This is a genomic window from Thalassobaculum salexigens DSM 19539, assembly GCF_000423805.1.
GTDB lineage: Bacteria > Pseudomonadota > Alphaproteobacteria > Thalassobaculales > Thalassobaculaceae > Thalassobaculum > Thalassobaculum litoreum.
Window position 1 is genome coordinate 736,685 of sequence record NZ_KE384094.1, and the last position, 22,926, is coordinate 759,610.

Genomic DNA, 22,926 nt, shown 5'->3' on the forward strand with positions numbered 1-22,926 from the left:
CTCATAGCGTTGTCCGGGGGACTTTCGTGGGATGAATTAGGTGTTCGGCAATGGCGTACATGAGGGCCGCTATTGCCGAACAACTCGGGATCATTCCGGCCGCGATCAGCTCCTGCAACCGTTCTACAGGCACCCAGTAAAGCTCTTGAAACTCGTAGCGATCCCTGGGTTCTTCGACTTCGGATTCCGCTCGAGCAATGGCAAAGCTGAATTTTTGGGTGCTCACTCCATCGGATGCGTTGGCTTCCAGAAAGACCTTTGGGCTGCTCACTGCCCAGCCGGTTTCTTCGAGGACTTCCCTCGCCGCGGCAGTCTCAGCCGTCTCCCCTTCTGACACACCGCCGGCCGGAAGCTCGAAACCCGTTGTTCCTGTGATGAACCGATGACGGTAGAGCATCAGGACACCATTCTCTGCATGATGGACTATCACGCACACCGCTTTGTACGGAATATCGACCACATGGTGTTTGTACCGATCGCCTCTGTTGGGCTGAATGTCGACAAGATCTAAGTTGACCCATGGGCTCGCATAGATCCGCTCCCGTCCCAATTCGTGCCAATGCTGTGGCGACGGCAGATCGTTAATGCTTGTAAACTTCCGTATAGGCATTGCTTACACTTCCGTTTGTCATTTCAGCGTGGGAAGCGGATAGACGCGGGCGAGCGGAATGTTCTGGTCACCGAGAATCCTCCCCCGTGAACAGCGCACCGCTGCCTCCACGCAAGCGGACCATCGGACCTATCCCGACAGGCTCCATCGAAAACTGAAATACCCGTAGCGATTTAGTTGGCGCCGGGCCACGAGAAATCGGGCGGTGACACCTCTCGTTCGAGCAGCAAGCCTCTAGACAAGAAATCTCTTGCTATTACATGGTGACGTGCGGCCGGGAACGACGCGGCTCCGCACTCGTTTACATCCCGCGCACCGGCCCCCGGCGGGCAGCACGCCTGCCGGTCAAGAGTTTCACACGAGGAGAGCAACCCATGGCCTTTGAACTTCCCGATCTTCCCTATGCCCATGACGCCCTGGCGCCGGTGATGTCCAAGGAGACCTTGGAGTACCACCACGACAAGCACCACAACGCCTACGTCACCAACGGCAACAAGCTGCTCGAGGGCAGCGGCCTTGAGGGCAAGTCGCTCGAGGAAATCGTCAAGGCCTCCTATGACGGCGGCAAGGGCGGCGGCCTGTTCAACAACGCCGCGCAGCACTGGAACCACGTCGAGTTCTGGAAATGGATGAAGCCGAATGGCGGCGGGTCCATTCCGGGCGAGCTGGAGAAGAAGATCGTCTCCGACTTCGGCAGCGTCGACGCCATGAAGGACGAGTTCGTCCAGGCCGGCGTCGGCCAGTTCGGCTCCGGCTGGTGCTGGCTGATCCTCGGCAAGGACGGCAAGCTCGCCGTCACCAAGACCCCGAACGGCGTGAACCCGCTCGCCACCGGCGAGGGCACCGCCCTGCTCGGCTGCGACGTCTGGGAGCACTCCTACTACATCGACTACCGCAACGCCCGTCCGGATTACGTGAAGGCGTTCGTGAACGATCTGGTCAACTGGGAGCGCGTCGCCGAGATCTTCGGTCAGGCGTCCTGATCGGCCCGATCAACTCTGCTTTCATCACCCTTTTCGATCTAATCGCAAAGGGTGACTGAGAGACCAGCAAACTGTCGACAATTGACACAAGGTCGGCGCCGAAAGTAACCCTTTGGCGCCGACCTTGCTCTTTTCGGGCAGCATCGCCGTAGTTTATTACAACGGCCCCTCTAGTATGCCCCACCACTATTCAACCATTGACAAATCAGCATCCCCTCGCGCGAATCGGGCTTGTTTGCGTTGACGTGGGCATGCGACAGTTTTTGTGCTGCTAAATTTTGTCCAGGGGCGATTGGGCATGGGGGAAGACGACGGAAACGGCGTCGGCAGGGGGTTCTGGCTGACCCAGGCAGGTCGCGAGGACCGCCATTCCGACGGAGCGGGTGGCGAAGCGGCGATGCTGTTCACCATGCTGCACCATTTCGGCTGGGTGGATGTCGGGATCCAGTCCGACCGCACGGTCGTGCGCCTCAATCCCAGCACCGCCTGCGCCGAGGCGCTGCAGGCGCTGCCGCTGCATCTTGCCGAAGAAGCCCCGAGCACCTTGATCGAACTGGTGCTGGTCGACCGCGACGCCGAGCCGGTCGACATCGCCTTTCTGGAGGCAGAGAGCGCCTGCCGCTACCTGGATACGATGATGAGCCAGCGCCGGGACGATATCGGCGAGGATCAGTCGGTCTGGGGGGCGGAGGCGTTCCCCATGCCCCAGCCCTACGAACTCTCCGACACCCTGCGCTATCCGCTCGCCTCGCCGCTGCGGCAGGATCTGGACGATCACGGCCATGTCGACGAGGAGCGGTTCGCCCGCAGCCTCGCCATGGCGGAGTGGCTGGCGCCCGTCAACACCGCCGACTGCCTCAAGGACCGCCGCCTGGTCGAGTCGACCCCGGAGATGGTCAGCTTCGCCCTGCGCTCGCTGGGCTGGGTCGGCATCAAGCGCAAGTGGAGCCTGCACGGCACGTCCTTCCGCTCGTCGGTCCCGGAGGTGGTGGCGCTCGACCCGGTGGCGATCCGCCGGGAGGCGCTGAACCAGCTCGTCGCCCTGTGCGAGGTCTGGGCGCCGATGGCCGGCGAACTCACCTTCGCCTGGTGGAACGGCATGGCCTGGGTGCGCGAGAAGGGCCACCCTGTCCAGCTCATCGACCGGCTGCGGGCGATCTGCCGCATCGCCGCCAATGACGAGCCGCTCACCCTGGTCGACAGCATCGAGGCGCCGATCCACCAGATTCTCGCCTCCAGCCAGGCCTGGGCCGCGACCCACCCCTTCTCCGTCATTCTCACGCGCTGGCAGGAGGAAAAGGCCGCTGCCGGGACCGGCGAGGGGATGCTGCGCGACCTGGAACGGCTGGGCCTGTTCCAGACCCGCACCAAGCTCCTGGTGATCGACGCGAACGAGGATCTGCGGATCGCCCGCTACGCGCCCGGCGGGGTACAGGTCTGGGACGACCGGGTCCACCGGGCCATGGAAGGCTCCCGCCTGATCGACGTGCCCGACCGCGGGCTCGGCCTCTGTGTCCAGCGCGACCTGCGGTCCGTCCAGCGCCGGCGCGAGCCGGTACTGCACCGCTGCAACGGCGTGGTGGCCGCCAGCGACGGCCTCCAGATGGTCCAGTGGTCGCGCCTGACCGTGCCGCTGTTCGGTGCCGGCGAGGGTGGCGAGCGCGTCAGCGCGCTGCTGTCGACCTGCGAGCTGGAACACGCCGCCCCGATCTGAGGACGATCAGCCTCCGGCCCGCACCTCCCGTGCCGGCACGCCGGTCGGGGCCGCCACCAGCGGATGCGCGTCCGGCCGCTCGACGAACTGCGTCACATCGGCCACCACGGCGTCGCGCGTCCGGCCCAGCAGCCACATGCGGCTACGCTCCGGCTTGTGGGGGCGCAGCCAGCGCACGCCGGAATGGGCCTCGTTGAAGCGGTACTTCGAGGCGTTCTTGGCATAGACCTCGTCCTCGGCGATCGACACCATCGGGGCCGCGTCCCACTTGGCCAGCGCCAGGGCACAGCCCGCCGTCGTCAGTACCTCCGCCAGCACCGTGCGGCCGCGCCAGGCCGGTGCCAGCCACAGCCCGCCGATATAGGTGCAGTTGCGCCGTACCGCATTGGCATAGGCGTCCGCCTCCTCGCTGAGCACGAAGCGCTCGCCGCTCGCCATGTCGCGGGCCGGCGTGTTGTAGAAGAACGACAGCGTCGACAGCCAGTCGCCCAGCGTGCGCTGCCCGAGGTCGAACAGGCGGATCGCGAAGGTGGCGATCCGCTCCGACGTCGCGTCGTGCACGCTCATCCACAGTGCCGCCCCGCGGGGGAACGGCACGGCGGCGGGGTTGAAGGCGTTCGGCATGAACTTGCCGGTCTCGCGGCAGACCTGATCGAAGCCGCTCATGTCGTCATCGACCGCAATCTGCAGCCCGTACTGGTTGAGCTGCGCGTTCAGCCGCAGGAAATACTCCGCGAACAGGTCCTTCTCCGGCACGACCAGAGATCCGACGTTCGTCAGCAGTCGGTTCTTGTAGGGTATTGTGATCATGGCTCGACTCCCATCCCTGATAGCCCGAGTTAAGAGACGATCCATACGCCAATAGCGTGTACACGTTGACCGACCTTCATACGACTCGGGGGGCTTTCGCGAGTCGCCTCCCGGGGCCGGACGGCCTATAGAGGCTCCGTCGAAACGAATCGGACGCCCCGAATGCCCCGCCTGTCCCCGCCCGTGCCGGAGACCGAGCCGCGCCCTGCCGTCTTTCTCGATCGCGACGGCGTGCTGAATGTGGATGCCGGCTTCGCCCACCGCCCAGACCAGATCGCCTGGGTCGCCGGCGCGCCGGCGGCGGTGGCCCGGCTGAACGCCGCCGGCTTCCGGGTCTTCGTGGTCACCAACCAGTCGGGGATCGCCCGCGGGCTGTACGATACCGACGCGGTGGAGAGCCTGCATCGCTGGATGGGCGAGGCGCTGCTGCGGCAGGGCGCCCGTGTCGACGACTGGCGCTACTGTCCCTACCATCCTGATCATCAGGCCGCGCGCTTCGCCGACAAGGCATCCTGGCGCAAGCCGGCCCCGGGCATGCTGCTCGACCTGATGGCCGCCTGGCCGGTGGACCGGGCCGGCTCGTTCATGATCGGCGACCGGCAGAGCGACATGGATGCGGCCGCGGCCGCCGGGATCGACGGCTATCTGTTCGAGGCCGGCGACCTGGACGCGTTCACCGCCGCCATTCTGCGCACCCGTCCGCGCACCCGGGCCCAGGAGTGACACGGTGACGACGATCCATCCCGTCCTGCTGTCCGGCGGGGCCGGCACCCGGCTCTGGCCGCTGTCCCGCACCGCCTATCCCAAACAGTTCCTGACGCTGCAGGGCGACCACTCGCTGCTGCAGACCACCGCGCTGCGGGTCTGCGACCCGGCGACGTTCGCCCCGCCCCTGGTGGTCGCCAACACCGAGCACCGGTTCATCGTCGCCGAGCAGCTGCGAGCGGTCGGGATCGAGCCGGCGGCGATCCTGCTGGAGCCGGCCGCCCGCGGGTCCGCGCCGGCCGCCCTCGCCGCGGCCCTGCACCTGCTGGCCGGCGATGCCGACGCGGTTCTTCTGCTGCTCGCCGCCGACCACGCCATGACCCGGCCCCAGGCGTTCCGCGACGCCGTCGCCACCGCCCTGCCGGCGGCGCGGGGCGGGCGGATCGTGACCTTCGGCATCTCCCCGAGCCGGCCGGAGACCTCCTACGGCTATATCCTGGCCGGCGGGGCGGCGGATCGCGACGTCCGTCCGGTGTCCCGGTTCGTGGAGAAGCCGGACGCCGCGACCGCCGGCACCTACCTGGCCGATGGACGATACCTCTGGAACTCGGGAAATTTCCTCGCTTCCGCCGCCACGCTGACGCGCGAGGCGGCCCGCTTCGCCCCGGACCTGCTGGACGGTTGCCGCGCCGCCCTTGCCGGCGCGCGGTCCGATCTGGACTTCCTGCGTCTCGGCGCCGAGGCCTACGAGGGCATGCGGTCGGTCTCGATCGACGTGGCGATCATGGAGCGCACCGAGACCGCGTCGGTGGTGGCCTGCGATCCGGGATGGAGCGATATCGGCTCGTTCGACGCCCTGGCCGACGCGCTCGGCCGCGACGCCGACGGCAATGCCGCCGCCGGCCCCGTCAGCCAACTGGACAGCCATGGGACCGTCGCCATCTCCCACGGTCCGCTGATCGCCACCCTCGGCCTGCGCAACACCGTCGTGGTCGCGACCGAGGACGCGGTGCTCGTCGCCGATGGCGACCGGGTTCAGGAGATCCGCACCGTCGTCGACCGGCTGCGCGCGGAAGGCTACGGGCAGGTCGACGGCCACGCCATGGTGCACCGTCCCTGGGGGTCATACCGGAACCTGGATATGGGCGACGGCTTCCTGGTGAAGCAGATCCGCATCAATCCGGGCGGCCGGCTGTCGCTGCAGACCCATGCCCACCGGGCCGAGCACTGGGTGGTGATCGAGGGCCGGGCCCGGGTCACCCTCGGCCCCTCGGCCGACACGCTCGACGTGGTGGACCTGTCCGCGCACCAGTCGATCGACATCCCGCTGGGCTGGGTCCACCGGCTGGAGAACGCGACCGACGTGCCGGTGGCGATCGTGGAGGTGCAGTCCGGCGACATGCTGTCGGAAGAGGACATCGTGCGGCTGGACGACGTCTACGGCCGCAGCGGATCGCCACGATAGCGGATCCAGGCGCCCGTTAAATACAATTCAAAGATCAGAGAAATTTTATTAAAAAATAAATCGAACCGTGGAACACTGGTCGGGTGATTCGCCCGACCTTTTGATCCCCGCCCCCGCCATGCATCGCCTCCCGGTTCTTGTCCTCTGCCTCCTCCTCATCAGCCATGCGGTCAGCGCCGCCGACCGCGGTCCGGGCTATTACGAGGCGGTGATTCACTACTGCTATGGCGGCGGCCTGGCCGACCGCATCGGCCGCGACCCGTCGAGCCGCTCGATGTTCGGCGCGGCCAACCAGCGGGCGGCGCTGGCGGATCTCCGCAGCGCGCTGAAGCGCGGCGAGAATGCGGTGACCGCCCTGTGCGCGGCCACCTATTATCAGGCGATCCAGGCCGGCTACGTCACGGAAATCCGGCAGGCCAAGAGCGACTGACCGAACCTCAGACTTCCAGCCATTCCCGGCGCACCTGATCGTCGGCGGCGAACGCCGCCGGTGTCCCCTCGAAGACCAGATGGCCATGGCCCATCACCAGGAGGCGCTGGGAGATCTTCAGCGCGATGGTCAGCTTCTGCTCGACCAGCAGAATGGAAATGCCGCGCCGGGCGATCTCCTCCAGCAGCACGGCGACCTTCTCCACCATCAGCGGGCTCAGCCCCTCGGTCGGTTCGTCGACCATGACCAGGTCCGGGTCGCCCATCAGCGTGCGGCACATGGTGAGCATCTGCTGCTCGCCGCCGGAGAGCGCGCCCGCCACCACGTCGGCGCGTTCCTTCAGGTTGGAGAACAGCTCGAACATGTCGTCCATCGACCAGCGGTCGCCCGGCTTCGGCTTGGCCGACTTCATGCCGAGGATCAGGTTCTGACGCACGGTGAGGGTCGGGAAGATGTCGCGGTTCTCCGGCACGTAGCCGATGCCGAGATGGGCGACCTGATGCGGCTTCAGCCCGGCGATCTCCTGGCCACGCAGGCGGATCGAGCCGACCGGCGGCACCTCGCCCATGATCGCCTTGCAGGTGGTGCTGCGGCCCACCCCGTTGCGCCCGAGCAGGCTGACGATCTCACCCTCGCCGACGTCGAAGCTGACGCCCCGCAGAATGTGGCTCTTACCGTAATAGGCGTGCAGGTCGGTGACCTGGAGCATCAGTGTGCCTCCCCTTCCCCGGCATCCACCGCACCGAGATAGGCCTCCTGCACGGCCTTGCTGGCGCGCACCTCCTCCGGCGTGCCGGTGGCGATGATCTCGCCATAGACCAGCACCGAGATCCGGTCGGCCAGGTTGAAGACCACGCCCATGTCGTGCTCGACCATGACCAGGGTACGGCCCTGGGTGACCCGGCGGATCAGCTCGACCACGCCCTCGGTCTCGCTGTGGCTCATCCCGGCCGTGGGTTCGTCCAGCATGATGACCTCCGCCCCGCCGGCGATGGTGATGCCGATCTCCAGCGCCCGCTGCTCGGCATAGGCGAGCACGCCAGCCGGCAGGTCGCAGCGCTCCAGCAGGCCGATCTCGTCCAGGATCTGCGCCGCCCGCTCGTTCAACGCGCGCTCGGTATCGACCAGGCGCCAGAAACTGTTGCGGTACCCCATCGACCAGAGCAGGCCGCAGCGCACGTTCTCGAACACGCTGAGCCGCGGGAAGATATTGGTGATCTGGAACGACCGGCTCAGACCCATGCGGTTGATCTGATAGGGCTGGAGCTCCGTCACCTCGGTCCCGTTCAGCAGGATGCGGCCGGCGGTCTTTGAGTATTTGCCGCTGATCAGGTGGAACAGGGTCGACTTGCCGGCCCCGTTCGGCCCGATGATCGCATGTCGCTCGCCGGTCGGGATCTCCAGGTCGATGCCGCGGATGATCTCGGTGGGGCCGAAGCTCTTGCGCACCCCCTGCATCTGCAGCGCGGCGGTCATGACGGCGCTCCCGCCTGGCCGGTCGCCCGGGCGAAGGCGTCGCGCAGGCGCGGTGCCAGGCGGACCAGGGCGTAGCCGCCGCCCGCCGCCAGAGCCAGGGCGACGAGCCAGGGTGCGACCGTGCTCACGTCCAGAGTCAGGCCGAAGACATGGGCCTCGCTCTCGCCGACGACGCTCTGATTGGCGACGTTCCCCATCTCCAGCAACAGCACGACCCCGGCCAGGAAGGCGAGCAGCGGCACGACGGCCGCACCATAGGCGCGCGCAAGAATGCCCAGCCGCCCGGTCCTGAGCGCCGGCCCATGCATGGCCACCAGACCGGTCAGGCCGCGCGGCGCGTACATCACGGTCAGCACGAACAGGATGCCGACATAGAGCTGCCAGAGCTCGGTGTGGTTGGACAGCACGGTCTGCAGCAGGGTCAGCACGATGGCGCCGACGATCGGCCCGACGAAGAAGCCGACGCCGCCGATGAAGGCCATCAGCAGCACCCAGCCGGAGGTCACCAGGTTCAGGTTCTCCTCGGTCAGGATCTCGTAGTTGATGGCGAACAGGCCGCCCGCCATGCCGGCGAAGAAGCCCGACGCACAGAACGAGACGAAGCGGACATAGCGCTGGCTGTAGCCGACGAACTCGGCCCGCTCCTCGTTGTCGCGTACCGCGTTGGCCATGCGGCCGGCGGGGGTACGGGAGAACAGGTACATGAACAGGGCCGCGACCAGCACGATGCCGGCGATCAGGTAGTAGACCTCCACCTCGCTCAGGAACTCTGAACCGAACACCGGCGGGCCCATGGTGCGGTCGCCGCTCACCCCCTCCTCGCCGCCGAAGAAGGCGACGAAGATGATCGAACACGCGGCCACCAGCTCGCCGACGCCGAGCGAGATCATCGCGAAGACCGTGCCCGCCCGGCGGGTGGAGAAGCTACCGATGGGAATGGCGAAGGCGAGGCCGAACAGCCCGCCGACGAAGGGCAGCAGCGGCAACGGCAGCCACCAGCCGTCGTATTCCACGTAGTTCATCACATGGACCGACAGGAACCCGCCCAGCCCGAAATAGACGGCGTGGCCGAAGGACAGCATCCCGCCCTGGCCCAGCAGCATGTTGTAGCTGAGCGCGAAGACGATGGAGATGCCCATCTGGTTCATGATCGTCACGCCGACCGCCGAGGAGAACAGCAGCGGCATGATCATCAGGACGACGAAGGCGGCCCCCCAGACCGGCAGGGTGCGCCGGAAGGCGCCGCGGCGCATCTGGTCGTCGGCCACCCGCTTCCAGGCCGGCTCGGCCCCCGTCCGGTCGCCGGATTTGGCGGTCGCCGCGGAACCCGTCTCGGTGGCGCTCATGTCTCGCGTTTCCCCATGAGCCCGCGCGGGCGGAAGATCAGGATCAGGACCAGCAGGATGTAGGGCAGGATCGGCGCCACCTGGGGCAGCGACAGGGTCCACAGGTCCCGCAATACGTGCTCGGAGTCGAAGCTGATGCCGAGGATGTCGAGCAGGTCGCTGACCGACCAGTCGAGCGCGATGGCGAAGGTCTGCAGCCAGCCGATCAGCAGCGAGGCGACGAAGGCGCCCGGAAGCGAGCCCAGACCGCCGACCACGATCACCACGAACACGATCGAGCCGAGCACGAAGGCCATGCCCGGGAAGGTGCCGAGCGCCGGCCCGGCGATCACCCCGGCGAGCCCGGCCAGGGCCGAGCCGACGCCGAACACGCCCATGAACACCAGCGGGACGTTATGGCCGAGATTGGAGACGGTGTGCGGATGGGTGATCGCCGCCTGGATGATCAGCCCGACCCGGGTGCGGCTCAGCACCGTGAACAGGCCGATGAAGATGCCAACCGAGATCAGGATCATGAAGGCCTTGTAGGCCGGGAAGTTCTGGCCGTAGAGCGTGAACAACGGAAACTGCAGCAGCTCCGGCGCGGAATAGTCCTTGGTCGCCTTGCCCCAGAAGAACTGCACGATCTCCTCGATCAGGAAGGCCAGCCCGAAGGTGAAGATCAGCTCGGCCACGTGCCCGTGCCTGTGCACGTGGCGCAGGCCGTAGCGTTCCACCAGCGCGCCAGCGAGGCCGACCAGCAGCGGCGCGACGATCAGCCCGGGCCAGAAGCCCACATAGGTGGAGATCGTGTAGGCGAAATAGGCCCCCAGCATGTAGAAGCTGGCATGGGCGAAGTTGAGCACGCCCATCATGCTGAAGATCAGCGTGAGCCCGCTCGACAGCATGAACAGCAGTAGGCCCGTGACCAGCCCGTTCAGCAGCGAAAAAATCACAAGTTCGACCATGCACGCGTCCCGTCATCGGCCAAGGCGTGGAGGGCAAGGGCGATGCGCGGCGCCGGCCCGCGCCCGGGCGGGCGGGATCGGCACCGCGCGGATCGTCCGGATCAGGCGTCCGGCCGTTCCATCTCGCAGCTTGTCGGGCTGTCCTTGCCCGCCATGGTGACGGTCTTCTCATCCTTCAGGCCGTAGCCGGAATTATCGGCGTCGACCACGATGTCCTTATTGGTGTGCACCGAGATATGGACGTCCTGGATCGCCTGGTGGTCGGACGGCCGCATCCACACCTTGCCGCCCATGATCGTGTCGTACTCCATCCCTTCCAGGGCATAGGCGACCTTCACCGGATCGGTCGTGCCGGCCTTCTCGATCGCCATCGCCAGCATCGCCACCGTGTTGAAGATGCGCGGCTGGTTGATGTCGTTGTCCGGGTACTTGGCCTTGAACCCGTCGTTCAGCGCCTTGAACTCCGGCGTCGGCGGGTTGAGGCTGCCCTCGCGCACCGAGCGGATGATGCCCTCGCCCAGTTCGCCGAAGGTGGCGGTGATGCCGTCATGGGCGCCGTAATAGGTATAGATCGGCGCGTCGACGCCGGCCTCGATGATCGCCTTGCCGAGGCCGACCATGTCGGCGCCCCAGTTGCCGGTGATCACCGCCTGGGCGCCCGACGCCTTGATCTTGGTGGCGTAGGGGGTGAAGTCCTTCACCTTGCCGATCGGGTGCAGCTCGTTGCCGACGATCTCGATATCCGGACGCTTCTCGCCCAGCATCTTCACCGCCGCATCGGCCACGGCCTTACCGAAACTGTAGTCCTGGCCGATGATGTAGACTTTCTTGATGTCCTGGTTCTCGGCGATGGCGTCGGTCAGCGCGTCCATCTTGATGTCGGCGTTGGCGTCGAAGCGGAAGTGCCAGAAGTTGCACTTCTCGTTGGTCAGCGCCGGGTCGACCGCCGAGTAGTTCAGGAACAGCACGCGCTGGTCGGGATTACGCTTGTTGTGCTTCTCGATGGCATCGGTGAGCGCGTTGGCCACGCCCGACGAGTTGCCCTGCACCACGTAGTTGATGCCGTCGCTGATCGCCCGCTTGAGCTGGATCAGGCTCTCCTTCGGGCTGATCTGGTTGTCCAGCGGCACAATCTCGAACATCCGGCCGTCGAGCACGCCGCCCTTCTGGTTGACCAGGGTTTCAGCGGCGAACTCGAAGGACCGCAGGCCGGACTCGCCGGTGGTGGCGAACGGTCCGGAAAGCGGGTCGATGAAGGCGATCTTGATGGGGTCTGCGGCCTGGGCGCCGGCGGAAACCGCCAGAGCAAATCCGAGCGTCGCGGCAAACGCCGCCCTACGGGTAACCGTCATGTATTCCTCCCTCTGGAAAGGGTCGGTCACCACTTATTGGTCGCGGTGATCCGCCGCTTCGGAAAGCATGGCGGGTGCCACAAGGCCGGTCAAGCGCGGCGACCGCACAGCGGGCAGCGCCCGATTCGCGCTATGGGCGACCCGGCGCGGCGGCTAATTCGCGCAGACGTTACTGACGGATTGGGAATGGTCCGGGAGGATAAGTGGCGCGCCCGGGAAGATTCGAACTCCCAACCTCCTGATCCGTAGTCAGGTGCTCTATCCAGTTGAGCTACGGGCGCCAATTCGTGGGGTGCCCCCCGCGAAGGAGGCGCAACCTACTCAAACCCCTCACGCTTGGCAAGAGCCCTGATACGAAAAAGCCACGGGCAAAAGAACTTGTTCGGATTCCGTGGTTTAAGTAGTATCCCAGCAGTGATTTGTGAGCGGGGTCGCTGGACGAAAGCCGATGGAATTCTCTGTAGAGACATCCCTTGGCTCCTAACGCCGCGTATCGCATCATGGAGCGCGCCCAGTCGCGAGGGGGAGCGGCACGCGTTCTTCGGGGGTCCGGGTTGGGAATTAAAAGGGATGACGCGGTGATCGAATCGTTCGACTCCATGCGCCGCCTCGCCGTTATCGGTGCCGGCGTACTCGCCCTTGCGGGGTGCTCGTTCAGCAGCGATTCGCTGTGGCCGTCTCTGACCGGTGAAGCGCCAAGCGCCGACTCACCGGCGGCCGAGACCGTTGCCATTCAGCCGTCTGCCGGAGAACGCGCGGGCTCCGCGATGGTCGGCGGCCCGCCGCCGCTCGGCAGCACCAATTTCGAGGTTCGTCCGCCGGCCACGATGGAACCGACCGGAACCTTCGTCGGCGAAAAGGTCATTCAGCTGCGCGGCGATCTGGTCCGCCTGCAGGACAGCATCCGCGGCCATAACGGCACGCTGCAGTCTCTGCGTGCCACCACCGCCCAGAACGCGCTGAACTACCACCAGACGGTCGCCGGCATCGAATCCCGCCTGCAGGTCGGCACCACGCCGGGCAACCCGCAACTCGTCGATCAGTGGAACAGCGCCCAGCGCCAGCTGGAGCAGGTGAACACCGATATCTCCAACATGAACGCCCTGGCCAACCGGGTGTCCTCCGACGCGGCACTGTCGACCTATCTGCTTGAGTCCGTGCGCGCCGCCTACGGCCTGTCCGGCGCGGTCGAGGCCGACCACGAGCAGCTCGCGGTGCTGGAGGACGACACCAACCAGACCGTCGTGCTGATCGACCGCCTGCTGACCGAGCTGAGCGACGACATCCGCCGCCAGAGCTCCTACGCCGCGAACGAGCGCAACGACCTGAACACCATGGCCGTCGCCATCAAGAACGGCGAGCTGTTCGGCACCAGCCTGGCTAACCGCTCCTTCGGCGGCGGGGCCATGGCCTCGGCGACCCCGGGCGGCGCCAGCTTCCCGGCCCCGGCGAGCACCGGCGTGGCCGGACGCCGTCCGCTGGTGGTGATCCGCTTCGACCGGCCCGGCGTCGAGTACGAGCAGCCGCTGTACAGCGCCGTCCGCCGCGCGCTGGAGACCCGGCCGGAGGCGATCTTCGACGTCATCGCCGTCAGCCCGCAATCCGCCAACCAGGGCCGCAACGCCCTGGACGCCAACCAGGCCAAGCGCAACGCCCAGACCGTGTTCCGCAGCCTGCAGGAGATGGGCCTGCCGCCGGGCCGGGTCGCCCTGTCGGCCCAGTCGGCGCCGGATGCGCGCACCAACGAGGTCCGCATCTACGTGCGCTGAGCGCAGAAATGAGCGCGGAAACAGCATGAGACAGGGGCGGCCGGAGATCGATCCGAGCCGCCCCTTCGCTTTCCGGCCGGGTGATCCGGATCGGCGCCGCGCCTCGTAAAGACCGGTGGAGGTGCCCCATGATCCGATCTGTTCTGCGCCAGCTTCTTCTGCGCCTGCTTCGCCCGATCGCCGCGGCGCTTGTCGCGCTCGGCCTGCTTTCGACACCGTCATCCGCCCAGACCGCCGATGAGGCCGCCGCCTTCCGCGGGGTCATCTCGGCCCAGGTGGACGCCTTCCGCGCCGATGCCTGGGACAAGGCCTTTTCCTATGCCTCCCCCGATATCCGCACGATGTTCGGCACTGCTGAGCGGTTCCGCTCGATGGTGACGGGCGCCTACGAGGCGGTCGCCCGGCCGCGGGTCTTCGAGTTCGAGGACGCCACCATCCTCGACGGCCGTCCGACCCAGCCGGTCTTCGTCATCGGTCCGGACGGGGTCGCCCGGCGGGCGTTCTACTTCATGGAACGGCAGCCGGACGGAAGCTGGAAGATCGACGGCGTGGTGCTCGAGACCCTGTCCGACCGCACCACCTGAGCGTACACATTGCCACCGCGCCATGGGGCCGTTATAGCCGGAGTATCAAGGCGACGTGCGGAGGCTATCCCCCATGAATGCAAGCAAGGACGACGATCCGCGTCGCTCTTTTCCGGTCTCCTGGGAAGAGCTGCACCGCACCGGCCGGGCCCTGGCCTGGCGGCTGCTGGATGTCGGCCCGTTCGAGGGTATCATCGGCATCACCCGCGGCGGCCTGGTGCCGGCGGCGATCGTCGCCCGCGAACTGGAACTCCGCATGATCGACACGATCGGCGTGTCCAGCTACGCCGGCTATGACGGCCCGCGCGGCGAGTTGAAGGTGGTCAAGCCGCCCTCCCTCACCAAGGACGGCGCCGGCTGGCTGATCGTCGACGACCTGGTCGATACCGGCGAGACCGCCAAGGTGGTGCGCGCCATGCTGCCCAAGGCGCATTTCGCCACGATCTACGCCAAGCCCGCCGGACGGCCCCTGGTCGACACTTTCGTGACGGAGGTCAGCCAGGACACCTGGATCTATTTCCCCTGGGATCTGGAGCCGCGGCCGGTCGACCCGATCATCGGTCTGCGTCCGCCGATCTGACCGGCACGCTGTCGACGAAGCGCAGGTCGCCGATCCGCACGGCGACGAAGACCCGGGCCGGCGCTCCGGCCCGGTCCACCGGCTCCAGCGTGCGCGGATTGCGCACCTCCAGATAGTCGATGCCGTCGAACTCGGCGGCGCTCAGGGCGTCGAGGCCCCAGGCAATCTCGCCGGCGGGCGTGCTGACCCCGTCGGCCAGTCTGCCGGCCATGCGCTGCAGGATCCGGCTGAGACTGGCCACCCGTTCCCGGCCCGCCTCGTCGAGCCGGTCGATCTCCGCCACCGGCGTGATGCCGCCGGGACCGCGCGCCGCGTCCACCACCCGGATCAGCGGCGCCCCGTCCCGGCCCGACAGCCGGGACGCCAGCACACAGGCCCGCTGAAACACCGCACCGCTCTGGTACAGGCGATCCGGCGCGATCAGGCCGATCAGCCGCTCGATCTTACCGACCGCCTCGGTCAGCGACCGGCGGCCGTACTCGCCCTCCATGGCCACGGCGAAGTCGGGGAGGTCATCCACCGGAAGCGGATCGACCTCCCGCGCGGCCGCGTACAGGACGTCGGCGCCATTGCGCGACAGCAGCGACCGCCCGACCGGATCGGTGAGAACGTCGGCCCGGGGTCCGGCCGCCACCACCACCCGGTCGCATTCCCGGGCGGCCAGGGCCAGCAGCACCAGATGGCCCACATGGGCCTCGCCGAGCACCGGCACGAGCCCGATGGAACACCCGTCCTCGCGCCAGTCGGCCAGATATCCGATCAGGGCCGAGACATCCGAGACCACCTCGACATCCGCACCCTCGTCGCCATCCAGGTTGAAGGACACCGCCGGGTCGTAGGGACCGCCCCGGTCGCTCTCCGATTTTCCAACGCGCTTCGACATTGGCATTCACCCGTGGTCCCGACATTCCGGTCCTGGGGACCGGAAATCACAGGGCGCGGAGATCCGTGCCGTTCCAGTGCGGAAAAACGGCCCTCCACCCTCCTGGCAGGAGACTTATGTTCAACGCACGTTCTTGGCCGTGCATCCCTTGTGGCTTCGGCCCGGCATCGACGGTGCGAGGCCACGCCAAATCCGCCCGATTCGGCCAAAGGCTACACCGCAAAAACGAACTCCGGCAAAGCAAAATCTGCTCCCCGCACCCACCGATCCGGGACGGGCGGCAATCGTGTCACACCACGGTGCGCGCCGGCAGGTTCATGCGGAAGGTCGATCCGTCGGAGCCCGTCCGCTCCAAGGTCAGCGTACCGCCATGGGCCTGGACCAGATCGCGGGCGATGGTGAGACCGAGCCCGGTGCCGTCGCGCCGGGTGGAGAACTGGAACGGCTGGAACAGCCGGCCGCGCCCCTCCTCCGGGATGCCCGGCCCGTTATCGGCGATATCCACCAGCAGCCGCCCGGATGCCTCCCAGGCACTCACCCGCAGGGTATCCGCCCCGGCATTGACCGCGTTGGAGGCGATATTGGCGACGACCCGGAACATCTGGTCCCGATCGGCCTGGAACATGATATCCCCTTCCTGGCTCAGCAGGACCTCGACGTCCTTGTCCTTCAGCTCCGCCAGTTCCGCCCGCAGCTCGGCCACCAGGTCGGCAAGGCGGACCGGCGCCAGGGTCAGCGGCGGCGTCTCGCGGGTGAAGTTGAGGGTGGTCGAGCAGAGCGCCACCGCCCGGTCGATCGCCTTCACCAGGGTCGGCGTCACCTTCTGCACGTCCGGGTCCTGGCTCATGGCCAGCCGGTCGGAGATCAGGGTGGCGGTGGACAGCATGTTGCGCAGGTCGTGGCTGATCTTGCTCACCGCCGTGCCCAGAGCGGCCAGACGGGTGCGCTGCCGCAGGGCGGCGCGCATCTCCTCCTTCATCAGGCCAAGCTCGCGCAGCGCCACGCCGATCTCGTCGCGGCGTCCCCGGTCGTCCAGGTCCGTGCCGCGGTCCTCCGGGCGCTTGCGGAAGGCGACGAGGCTCTCGGTGATCCGCTCCAGCGGCCGCACCAGCAGCCAGCGCAGGCTGACGAAGACCAGGGCGGCGGTGAACACCGAGATCAGCACCGACAGGGTCAGGATGCGCCAGGAGTAGTCGTACATCACCGTGCGCAGCGGATACTCGTCGATGGTGATGCTGACCGTGCTCGCCGGCTCCATCGGCGCCGGCCCGGTCACCCGAAGGATCCGGTTGCCGGTCTGGAACAGGGCGTCGAACGCATCGAAGACCAGGGCCATGGGCATGGGCTCATACAGCGAGACCTCGACCTCGCCCGGCGGGAACATCGGCCGGCTCAGCGACCTGGTATCGCCTTCCGGGCCCTCCACCACGATCTCGTAGGCGCCGACATGATCCAGCAGTTCGAAGGTCAGTTCCTGGCTGATCACCCGGTCGGGCGAGCCGTCGATGGTCAGGGCCGCCAGATGCGCCTTGTCCAGCTTCTCGGTCAGATAGGTCAGCCGGAAGCGGGCAATCGACGGGGTGTAGATCAGCACTTCTGAGACCATCACGAAGAAGATGGTCAGGCACAGGACGCGAAAGGAAAGCGACCGCATCGTCCGATCCGCCGGAAGCTCAGGCGAAGCGCATCAGGAAGCGCACGATACGCCGGGTGCGCGCGGAGAACAGCTTCGGGACGTACCAGCTTCCGGCGGCCCGCTTCGCGACCTCGGCGCGCGTGGGATACGGCACGACGAGGCCGGCGATGTCGGACACCTTCAGCTTCTTGGCAATCGCCAGGGTGTATAGCGAGACGATCTCTCCGGCCCCCGTGCCGACCACGACGGCCCCCAGAATACGACCCTTTGGCGAGACGTAAAGTTTGGTGAAGCCGTCGACGTCGCGCTCGGCGATTGCCCGGTCGTTCTCGGAGAACGGCCAGCGCAGGACCTCGAACGCCTCGCCCCGCGCCCGCAGCGCCGCCTCGTCGGCCCCGACGCTGGCCAGTTCCGGCGCGGTATAGGTCACCCGGGGCAGCACCGGATCCGACTTGGCCGGCAGGCGGAACAGGGCGTTGCGGATGACGATGCCGGCATGGAACCCGGCCAGATGGGTGAACTGGGCGCCGCCCGCCGCATCGCCCACGGCGAAGACGCGGCGGTTGCTGGTGCGCAGCCGCCGGTCGAGTTTCAGCCAGCCGCGTTCGTCGGTCTCGATCCCGGCGCGGGCCAGGTCCAGCCCCTCGAACCCGACGCGGCGCCCGACCGCCACCAGCAGATGGCTGCCGCTCAGCACGGTCTCACCCGCCTCGCCGCGCACCACCAGGTCGACCCCGTCGCCGGTCGGGCCGGCATGGACGGCGGCGGCTCCTTCGTGCAGCTCCACACCGTCGCGCCGCAGGGCCAGACGAACCACCTCGGCTGCTTCGGGATCCTCGGTGCCGAGCAGCGCCTTCGCCTCGACCAGCACGACCTCGCAGCCGAGCCGCGCATGGGCCTGGGCCAGCTCGCAGCCGATCGGCCCGCCGCCGAGCACCAGCAGCCGCCGGGGACGCTCCGCCAGGTCGAACACCGTCTCGTTGGTCAGGAAGGCGACGCCGTCGAGCCCCGGGATCGGCGGCACCGCGGGGGTGGAGCCGGTGGCGATCACCACGAACTTCGCCTCGACCCGGATGCCGCCTCCTTCGACGCTCCGCGGGCCGGTGAAGCGCGCCTCGGCCTGGACCACCCGCACACCGAAGCCGGTATAGCGGGCGACGGAATCCATCGGCGCGATCTCGGCGATCACGCCCTGCACATGGGCGCGCAGCCGCGCCCAGTCGACAGCCTGGACCGACGCGTCGACGCCGTAGCGCGCGGCCTGGGGTGCACCATGAGCCGCATGCCCGGCGGCGAGCAGCGCCTTGGACGGCACGCAGCCCACGTTCAGGCAGTCGCCGCCCATCTCGGCCTTCTCGAACAGAACCACCGACGCGCCCATCTGCGATGCCCCGGCGGCCACCGACAACCCGCCCGAGCCGGCGCCGATGACGCAGATATCGGCCTGGATCGTCTCGGTCATGGAAGAGCTCCGGAACGCGCTTTCATCTTCATCTCCTCACTCCCCGGTATCTCCTCACTCCCCGGATTTATTCCGGGGTAAGACCGGCAGCCGCTGCCACCGTCGGTATGAAATCACGAGACGCCCGTCGCAGATCAAAGGCTTGCCCCGGAATGGATCCGGGGTTTGTGGGAGGGGGAGGGTATCACGCGCTCACGCAGAAGACGCGACCCCGCGGCGCAGCCGTTTGTACAGCACCGGCACCAGCGACAGCAGGGTCAGACCGGCGATCGGGATCAGCACGCCCGGCTCCAGGAAGATGCCCAGGCCCGGCACCTCGCCCCGGGAGAACACGGTGTCGAGCCCGTTGCCCACGGAGACGAAGACGAAGGTGCCCGGAATGATCCCGACCAGGGTGCCGAGCAGAAACACCCGGGTGGAGACGCCGAGCAACGCCGGCACGATGTTGACCAGCCAGAACGGAAAGATCGGCACCAGACGCAGCACCAGCAGATAGCTGAGCGCGTTCTCCTGGAACCCTTCCTCCAGGCGGGCGACGAATGGCCCGGCCTTGGCCCGCAGGCTGTCGCCGATGGCCGTGCGGGCGGCCAGGAACACGGCGATCGCGCCGACCGTGGCCGAGACCACCGTGATCGCCGTGCCCTCGATCAGCCCGAACATCAGACCACCGGTCACCGTCAGCACCAGCCCAACCGGCAGGGAGAAGGCGATGGACAGCGCATAGGCCAGCGCGTAGCCGAGGCGGCTGACCAACGGGTTCGCCGCCACCCAGCCCTGCAGCAGGTCGCGGTTGTCGGACAGCGCCTGGAACGACACGAACCGGTCCAGGTCCAGGGTGAAGAAGGCGATCAGTCCGAGGGCCAGCACGCCGACCGGCAGCACCCGGCGCGGCCAATCCCGGCGGCCGACTTCCGGCTTGTCCCCTTTTCGCTTCCGATCGATCTGCTGCACACGACCTCCCGTTCGCCCGTCCCCAGCCGGGCACCCTGCCATGTTGCGGCCGGGCCATGATGCGGAACCTTCCCGCTCCGGCCAAGATGCCCCCTGGCCGCGTCGGCGCCAGTCAACAGGGCGTGAGCGTTCCGTGTGCCTGGACCGAGCGACCGATCATGGCACCATGACATTGGGCCGAATGGTGCTACCGGCAGGGCCAAACAGGGCGCAGGATCGCCGTCAACAAGACAATGGAGGCATTCCATGCCCGACGGCCAGGCTTCGATCACGAAACCGAGTGTGTGCCCGCTCGACTGCCCGGACACCTGCAGCCTCGACGTCACCGTCGAGGGCGGCAAGGTCACCGGCGTGCGCGGCTCCACCGCCAACCCGCTCACCGAGGGCGTGGTCTGCAACAAGGTCTCGCGCTACTACCCGCACTTCGTCCATGGCGAGGGACGGCTGACCCATCCGCTGAAGCGGGTCGGCAGGCGCGGCGAGGACAGGTTTGAGCGGATCTCCTGGGACGAGGCGCTGGACCTGGTCCATGACGGCCTGACCAGGGCGATCGACGCCCATGGCCCGCAATCGGTGGTGCCGCTGGCCTATGCCGGGCCGCATGGGATGCTGGCCGGCGGATCGATGGACTTCCGCTTCTTCCACCAGATGGGCGCCACCCTGCTCGACCGCGGCCCGATGTGCGGCGGGGTGAAGGGCGAGGCCTTCGTCTCGATGTACGGCGCGATGCCCGGCACCCCGCCGGAGCAGGGCGTCGGGGCCGAGTTGATCATCGTGTGGTCGAACAACGTCACCGTCTCCAACCTGCACTTCATCCGTACCATCAACCGGGCGAAGGCGGCGGGGGCCAAGATCGTCGTGGTCGATCCCAAGCGGATCAAGGCGGCCGACCAGGCCGACATGCATGTGGCGATCCGGCCGGGCACCGACGTGGTGCTGGCCTTCGCTCTGGCCGCCGAACTGGAGCGGATCGGCGCCTTCGATCAGGCCTTCATCGAGCGCTGGGCGTCCGGCGCCGAGGAGTTCATGGAAGCCGCGCGCGAGTGGACCGTCGAGCGTGCCGCCGAGACCTGCGGCATCCCGGAGGAGCAGATCCGCACGCTGGCCGCCTGGTACGCCGAGGCGAGCCCGGCGCTGATCGGCATGGGCAACGGCATGGAGCGCAACCAGAACGGCGGCAATTCCGTGCGCGCCGTCGCCGCCCTGCCGGTGCTCTGCGGCAAGTGGGGCGTGCGCGGCGGCGGGGTGATCGCCAAGGTCGGCGCCGCCGTGCCGAAGACCGTGGCGAAGCTGCAGCGCACCGACCTGATCCCCGAAGGCACCCGGCGCATGAACATCATGGACGTGCCGGCCAACATGCTGCGCGACGACCTGGACCCGAAGGTGGCGGCCGTCTTCGTCTACAACCACAACCCGATCGCCGTGTTCCCGGACCAGGCGCAGGTGATGCAGGCGTTCAGCCGCGAGGACATCTTCGTCGTCGGCTGCGAGGTGCAGATGACCGACAGCATGCGCTACTGCGACGTGATCCTCCCGGCCTGCAGCCATTTCGAGCATGCCGACATCTTCCCGGCCTACGGTCAGACCTATCTGCAGCGGGCCGATCCGGTGATCGCCCCGGTGGGCGAGGCGCTGCCGAATACGGAGATCTTCCGCCGGCTGGCCGCCCGGTTCGGCTACACCGACCCGTGTTTCGCCGCCACCGATGTCGAACTGATGGACGAGGCGATCGACGGTGCCGACCCGCGCCTCGGCGGGCTGCGGCCGAGCGAGCTGCCGGTCGACCGGGCGCTGAACATGACCGCCGACGGGGCGCAGGAGATCGTGCCCTTCGCCACCGTGTTCCCGAAGAACGCCTCGGGTAAGGCCGAGCTCGCCTCCGACTGGATGGCGGAGGCCCGCGGTTTCCGGGTCCCCGCCTACCGGCCGGTGGAGAGTACCTATCCGCTCGCCCTGATCACCCCGTCCTCCTCCCACCGCACCAACGCGACCTTCGGCGGCCACGCGGCCAGCGACGGCGTGCAGGCGCTGGAGATCAACCCGGCGGACGCGGCGGCACGCGGGATCGAGGAGGGCGACCGGGTGCGGGTGCATAACGACCTGGGCGAGACGGTGCTGCGCGCAGTGCTCACCGACGCGGTACGCCCGGGCAGCGTGTATTCCGACAAGGGGACCTGGATGCGCACCAGCGACACCGGCCTGACGGTCAACGCCCTGCTGCCGACCCACAAGGCGGATCTCTGCGAAGGCGCGTGCTTCAACGACGCCCGGGTCGAGGTGTCGAAGGTCTAGGGGGCACCTCATCCCCCATCCCTGACACTCCCCGGCCTCGTGCCGGGGCCCATGGGTGGGCGTGCCCGGGCATCCGCACGCCGCTCTCGACCGCCGACACTGCTTCGCCCAGCGGACTGCCCATCTGCATCTTCCCGGCCTTGCGCCGGGACCGGGGGTGCTGCCTGCTGGAGCTTGTCCAACTCTGGAAGGACGTTCCAGCGCGCCGCTTCACCAGACCCCGGCGTAAGGCCGGGGAGACGGAATTGGAGAGAGAGGGACGGTGGGCGGGTGTCCGTCCTCGCCTGCGGATCCCTCCGCTTACCCCTTCTTGTCACTGCCCCGGTTCCCCGGGAATGGCAGCACCGTCGCGCCGCGCCCATCCGCCAGCGGTGCCGGCCGCTTGGCCAGCGCGGTCAGAATCAGGCCCACCTTCCCCGTGGCGTTGCGATACGGCAGGTGCGTGGCCATCAGGTCCTGATGGCGGATCTGCACGATGCCCGGGGGGATCAGCCGGCCGGACCCGGCATAGCCCGCCCCGATCCAGGACAGCGTGGTCCCCGGTTCGGCCCATTCCGGGTAGAGCCCGAGCAGGTCGCCGCCCAGCAGGGCGCGGGTGATCGCGCCCGCATACTCGATCCGGTACGACCCGCGCAGGGGATCGAGATAGGCGAGCAGCAGACTCGGCATGATCTCGCACAGGTCGGCCAGGAACAGCTCGTCCGCATCGGGCAGATCGGCCCCCGCCCGCTGGTCGTCCCAGTAGCGGCGCAGGTCGTCGAACCATTCCGGCCCGGCCAGCGCCCACCGCTCCTCTCCCGAACCGCCGCATCCCAGGGTCATGCCGGTCTCCTCTCGCAAGCGGGTCCGGACATCGCCGCCGGCCCCATGGAACGGCGGAGCTATGGAAGGCCGGGGCCGGTTTCCCGCACGGCGAGGGGCGCGTGGCCGA

At 67.7% G+C, this 22,926-nt stretch carries 21 protein-coding genes and 1 tRNA gene; 9 read left to right on the forward strand and 13 right to left on the reverse strand.

Annotated elements, in window-relative coordinates; translation table 11 throughout:
• Nucleotide 1: 1 nt before the first annotated feature.
• Nucleotides 2–610, reverse strand: a complete 609-nt coding sequence (locus tag G578_RS29200) for an NUDIX hydrolase (protein WP_084619013.1) — start codon at nt 608–610, stop codon at nt 2–4.
• Nucleotides 611–984: 374 nt separating this feature from the next.
• On the opposite strand from G578_RS29200, the gene G578_RS0118645 reads away from it, so the two are divergent.
• Entirely contained in the window at nt 985–1,593 is a 609-nt protein-coding gene (locus G578_RS0118645; RefSeq protein WP_028795535.1) for a superoxide dismutase, read from the forward strand.
• A 298-nt stretch (nt 1,594–1,891) separates the two neighbouring features.
• The gene (locus G578_RS0118650) at nt 1,892–3,307 is read left to right on the forward strand and encodes a hypothetical protein (protein WP_028795536.1); all 1,416 of its coding nucleotides are present in this window, start codon (nt 1,892–1,894) and stop codon (nt 3,305–3,307) included.
• A 6-nt stretch (nt 3,308–3,313) separates the two neighbouring features.
• On the opposite strand, the gene G578_RS0118655 is transcribed toward G578_RS0118650, so the two are convergent.
• The gene (locus G578_RS0118655) at nt 3,314–4,117 is read right to left on the reverse strand and encodes a hypothetical protein (RefSeq protein ID WP_028795537.1); all 804 of its coding nucleotides are present in this window, start codon (nt 4,115–4,117) and stop codon (nt 3,314–3,316) included.
• A gap of 162 nt (nt 4,118–4,279) precedes the next feature.
• Here G578_RS0118655 and G578_RS0118660 point away from each other — a divergent pair, with 162 nt between their 5' ends.
• The 3 genes from G578_RS0118660 (at nt 4,280) to G578_RS0118670 (ending at nt 6,717) form a co-directional block, all read left to right on the forward strand.
• On the forward strand, nt 4,280–4,840 hold the full coding sequence (locus tag G578_RS0118660; protein WP_051245005.1) for a D-glycero-alpha-D-manno-heptose-1,7-bisphosphate 7-phosphatase: 561 nt from the start codon (nt 4,280–4,282) through the stop codon (nt 4,838–4,840).
• 4 nt (nt 4,841–4,844) lie between these two features.
• Nucleotides 4,845–6,287 (forward strand): mannose-1-phosphate guanylyltransferase/mannose-6-phosphate isomerase, encoded by a 1,443-nt coding sequence (locus G578_RS0118665; RefSeq protein WP_028795539.1) that lies wholly within the window; start codon nt 4,845–4,847, stop codon nt 6,285–6,287.
• 118 nt (nt 6,288–6,405) lie between these two features.
• Nucleotides 6,406–6,717: a hypothetical protein gene (locus G578_RS0118670; protein ID WP_028795540.1), complete on the forward strand. Its 312-nt coding sequence runs from the start codon at nt 6,406–6,408 to the stop codon at nt 6,715–6,717.
• A 7-nt stretch (nt 6,718–6,724) separates the two neighbouring features.
• On the opposite strand, the gene G578_RS0118675 is transcribed toward G578_RS0118670, so the two are convergent.
• From G578_RS0118675 to G578_RS0118700, 6 genes are all read right to left on the reverse strand, one after another.
• The gene (locus tag G578_RS0118675; RefSeq protein WP_028795541.1) at nt 6,725–7,426 is read right to left on the reverse strand and encodes an ABC transporter ATP-binding protein; all 702 of its coding nucleotides are present in this window, start codon (nt 7,424–7,426) and stop codon (nt 6,725–6,727) included.
• On the reverse strand, nt 7,426–8,193 hold the full coding sequence (locus G578_RS0118680) for an ABC transporter ATP-binding protein (RefSeq protein ID WP_028795542.1): 768 nt from the start codon (nt 8,191–8,193) through the stop codon (nt 7,426–7,428). The genes G578_RS0118675 and G578_RS0118680 overlap by 1 nt, the downstream gene beginning before the upstream one ends.
• Nucleotides 8,190–9,539 (reverse strand): branched-chain amino acid ABC transporter permease, encoded by a 1,350-nt coding sequence (locus G578_RS0118685; RefSeq protein WP_084619015.1) that lies wholly within the window; start codon nt 9,537–9,539, stop codon nt 8,190–8,192. The genes G578_RS0118680 and G578_RS0118685 overlap by 4 nt, the downstream gene beginning before the upstream one ends.
• On the reverse strand, nt 9,536–10,486 hold the full coding sequence (locus G578_RS0118690; RefSeq protein WP_028795544.1) for a branched-chain amino acid ABC transporter permease: 951 nt from the start codon (nt 10,484–10,486) through the stop codon (nt 9,536–9,538). Before G578_RS0118690 ends, G578_RS0118685 begins: the two co-directional genes overlap by 4 nt.
• Before the next feature lie 101 nt (nt 10,487–10,587).
• Nucleotides 10,588–11,838: a branched-chain amino acid ABC transporter substrate-binding protein gene (locus G578_RS0118695; protein ID WP_028795545.1), complete on the reverse strand. Its 1,251-nt coding sequence runs from the start codon at nt 11,836–11,838 to the stop codon at nt 10,588–10,590.
• 204 nt (nt 11,839–12,042) lie between these two features.
• A tRNA-Arg gene (locus tag G578_RS0118700) sits at nt 12,043–12,119 on the reverse strand.
• 297 nt (nt 12,120–12,416) lie between these two features.
• Here G578_RS0118700 and G578_RS0118705 point away from each other — a divergent pair.
• The 3 genes from G578_RS0118705 (at nt 12,417) to gpt (ending at nt 14,771) form a co-directional block, all read left to right on the forward strand.
• Nucleotides 12,417–13,607, forward strand: coding sequence for a hypothetical protein (locus G578_RS0118705; protein ID WP_245565645.1), 1,191 nt, complete (start codon nt 12,417–12,419; stop codon nt 13,605–13,607).
• Between the two features lie 128 nt (nt 13,608–13,735).
• Nucleotides 13,736–14,191 (forward strand): DUF4864 domain-containing protein, encoded by a 456-nt coding sequence (locus tag G578_RS0118710; RefSeq protein WP_028795547.1) that lies wholly within the window; start codon nt 13,736–13,738, stop codon nt 14,189–14,191.
• Between the two features lie 73 nt (nt 14,192–14,264).
• The gene (gene gpt / locus G578_RS0118715; protein ID WP_028795548.1) at nt 14,265–14,771 is read left to right on the forward strand and encodes a xanthine phosphoribosyltransferase; all 507 of its coding nucleotides are present in this window, start codon (nt 14,265–14,267) and stop codon (nt 14,769–14,771) included.
• Here the strand turns inward: gpt and G578_RS0118720 are convergent.
• The 4 genes from G578_RS0118720 to G578_RS27055 form a co-directional block, all read right to left on the reverse strand.
• Entirely contained in the window at nt 14,746–15,654 is a 909-nt protein-coding gene (locus G578_RS0118720) for a pantoate--beta-alanine ligase (RefSeq protein ID WP_028795549.1), read from the reverse strand. The two genes, gpt and G578_RS0118720, sit on opposite strands and share 26 nt — an antisense overlap.
• A gap of 289 nt (nt 15,655–15,943) precedes the next feature.
• The gene (locus tag G578_RS0118725; protein WP_028795550.1) at nt 15,944–17,308 is read right to left on the reverse strand and encodes a sensor histidine kinase; all 1,365 of its coding nucleotides are present in this window, start codon (nt 17,306–17,308) and stop codon (nt 15,944–15,946) included.
• 19 nt (nt 17,309–17,327) lie between these two features.
• Entirely contained in the window at nt 17,328–18,752 is a 1,425-nt protein-coding gene (locus tag G578_RS0118730) for a dihydrolipoyl dehydrogenase family protein (protein WP_028795551.1), read from the reverse strand.
• Nucleotides 18,753–18,944: 192 nt separating this feature from the next.
• The gene (locus G578_RS27055; protein ID WP_245565646.1) at nt 18,945–19,703 is read right to left on the reverse strand and encodes a TVP38/TMEM64 family protein; all 759 of its coding nucleotides are present in this window, start codon (nt 19,701–19,703) and stop codon (nt 18,945–18,947) included.
• Between the two features lie 246 nt (nt 19,704–19,949).
• Between G578_RS27055 and G578_RS0118740 the strand changes: the two genes are divergently transcribed.
• Complete coding sequence (locus tag G578_RS0118740; RefSeq protein ID WP_028795552.1) at nt 19,950–21,995, forward strand: molybdopterin-containing oxidoreductase family protein; 2,046 nt, start codon at nt 19,950–19,952, stop codon at nt 21,993–21,995.
• 300 nt (nt 21,996–22,295) lie between these two features.
• Here G578_RS0118740 and G578_RS0118745 read toward each other — a convergent pair whose 3' ends face one another.
• Nucleotides 22,296–22,817 carry a hypothetical protein gene (locus tag G578_RS0118745; protein WP_028795553.1) on the reverse strand — a complete coding sequence of 174 codons (522 nt, stop codon included), beginning with the start codon at nt 22,815–22,817 and terminating at the stop codon, nt 22,296–22,298.
• Between the last annotated feature and the right edge of the window lie 109 nt (nt 22,818–22,926).

Bases quoted from the DNA above. Each gene is read 5' to 3' on its own strand.
- G578_RS29200 (WP_084619013.1), bottom strand. From the start codon at position 610: ATGCCTATACGGAAGTTTACAAGCATTAACGATCTGCCGTCGCCACAG.
- G578_RS0118645 (WP_028795535.1), top strand. From the start codon at position 985: ATGGCCTTTGAACTTCCCGATCTTCCCTATGCCCATGACGCCCTGGCG.
- G578_RS0118650 (WP_028795536.1), top strand. From the start codon at position 1,892: ATGGGGGAAGACGACGGAAACGGCGTCGGCAGGGGGTTCTGGCTGACC.
- G578_RS0118655 (WP_028795537.1), bottom strand. From the start codon at position 4,117: ATGATCACAATACCCTACAAGAACCGACTGCTGACGAACGTCGGATCT.
- G578_RS0118660 (WP_051245005.1), top strand. From the start codon at position 4,280: ATGCCCCGCCTGTCCCCGCCCGTGCCGGAGACCGAGCCGCGCCCTGCC.
- G578_RS0118670 (WP_028795540.1), top strand. From the start codon at position 6,406: ATGCATCGCCTCCCGGTTCTTGTCCTCTGCCTCCTCCTCATCAGCCAT.
- G578_RS0118675 (WP_028795541.1), bottom strand. From the start codon at position 7,426: ATGCTCCAGGTCACCGACCTGCACGCCTATTACGGTAAGAGCCACATT.
- G578_RS0118680 (WP_028795542.1), bottom strand. From the start codon at position 8,193: ATGACCGCCGCGCTGCAGATGCAGGGGGTGCGCAAGAGCTTCGGCCCC.
- G578_RS0118685 (WP_084619015.1), bottom strand. From the start codon at position 9,539: ATGAGCGCCACCGAGACGGGTTCCGCGGCGACCGCCAAATCCGGCGAC.
- G578_RS0118690 (WP_028795544.1), bottom strand. From the start codon at position 10,486: ATGGTCGAACTTGTGATTTTTTCGCTGCTGAACGGGCTGGTCACGGGC.
- G578_RS0118695 (WP_028795545.1), bottom strand. From the start codon at position 11,838: ATGACGGTTACCCGTAGGGCGGCGTTTGCCGCGACGCTCGGATTTGCT.
- G578_RS0118710 (WP_028795547.1), top strand. From the start codon at position 13,736: ATGATCCGATCTGTTCTGCGCCAGCTTCTTCTGCGCCTGCTTCGCCCG.
- gpt (WP_028795548.1), top strand. From the start codon at position 14,265: ATGAATGCAAGCAAGGACGACGATCCGCGTCGCTCTTTTCCGGTCTCC.
- G578_RS0118720 (WP_028795549.1), bottom strand. From the start codon at position 15,654: ATGTCGAAGCGCGTTGGAAAATCGGAGAGCGACCGGGGCGGTCCCTAC.
- G578_RS0118725 (WP_028795550.1), bottom strand. From the start codon at position 17,308: ATGCGGTCGCTTTCCTTTCGCGTCCTGTGCCTGACCATCTTCTTCGTG.
- G578_RS0118730 (WP_028795551.1), bottom strand. From the start codon at position 18,752: ATGACCGAGACGATCCAGGCCGATATCTGCGTCATCGGCGCCGGCTCG.
- G578_RS0118740 (WP_028795552.1), top strand. From the start codon at position 19,950: ATGCCCGACGGCCAGGCTTCGATCACGAAACCGAGTGTGTGCCCGCTC.
- G578_RS0118745 (WP_028795553.1), bottom strand. From the start codon at position 22,817: ATGACCCTGGGATGCGGCGGTTCGGGAGAGGAGCGGTGGGCGCTGGCC.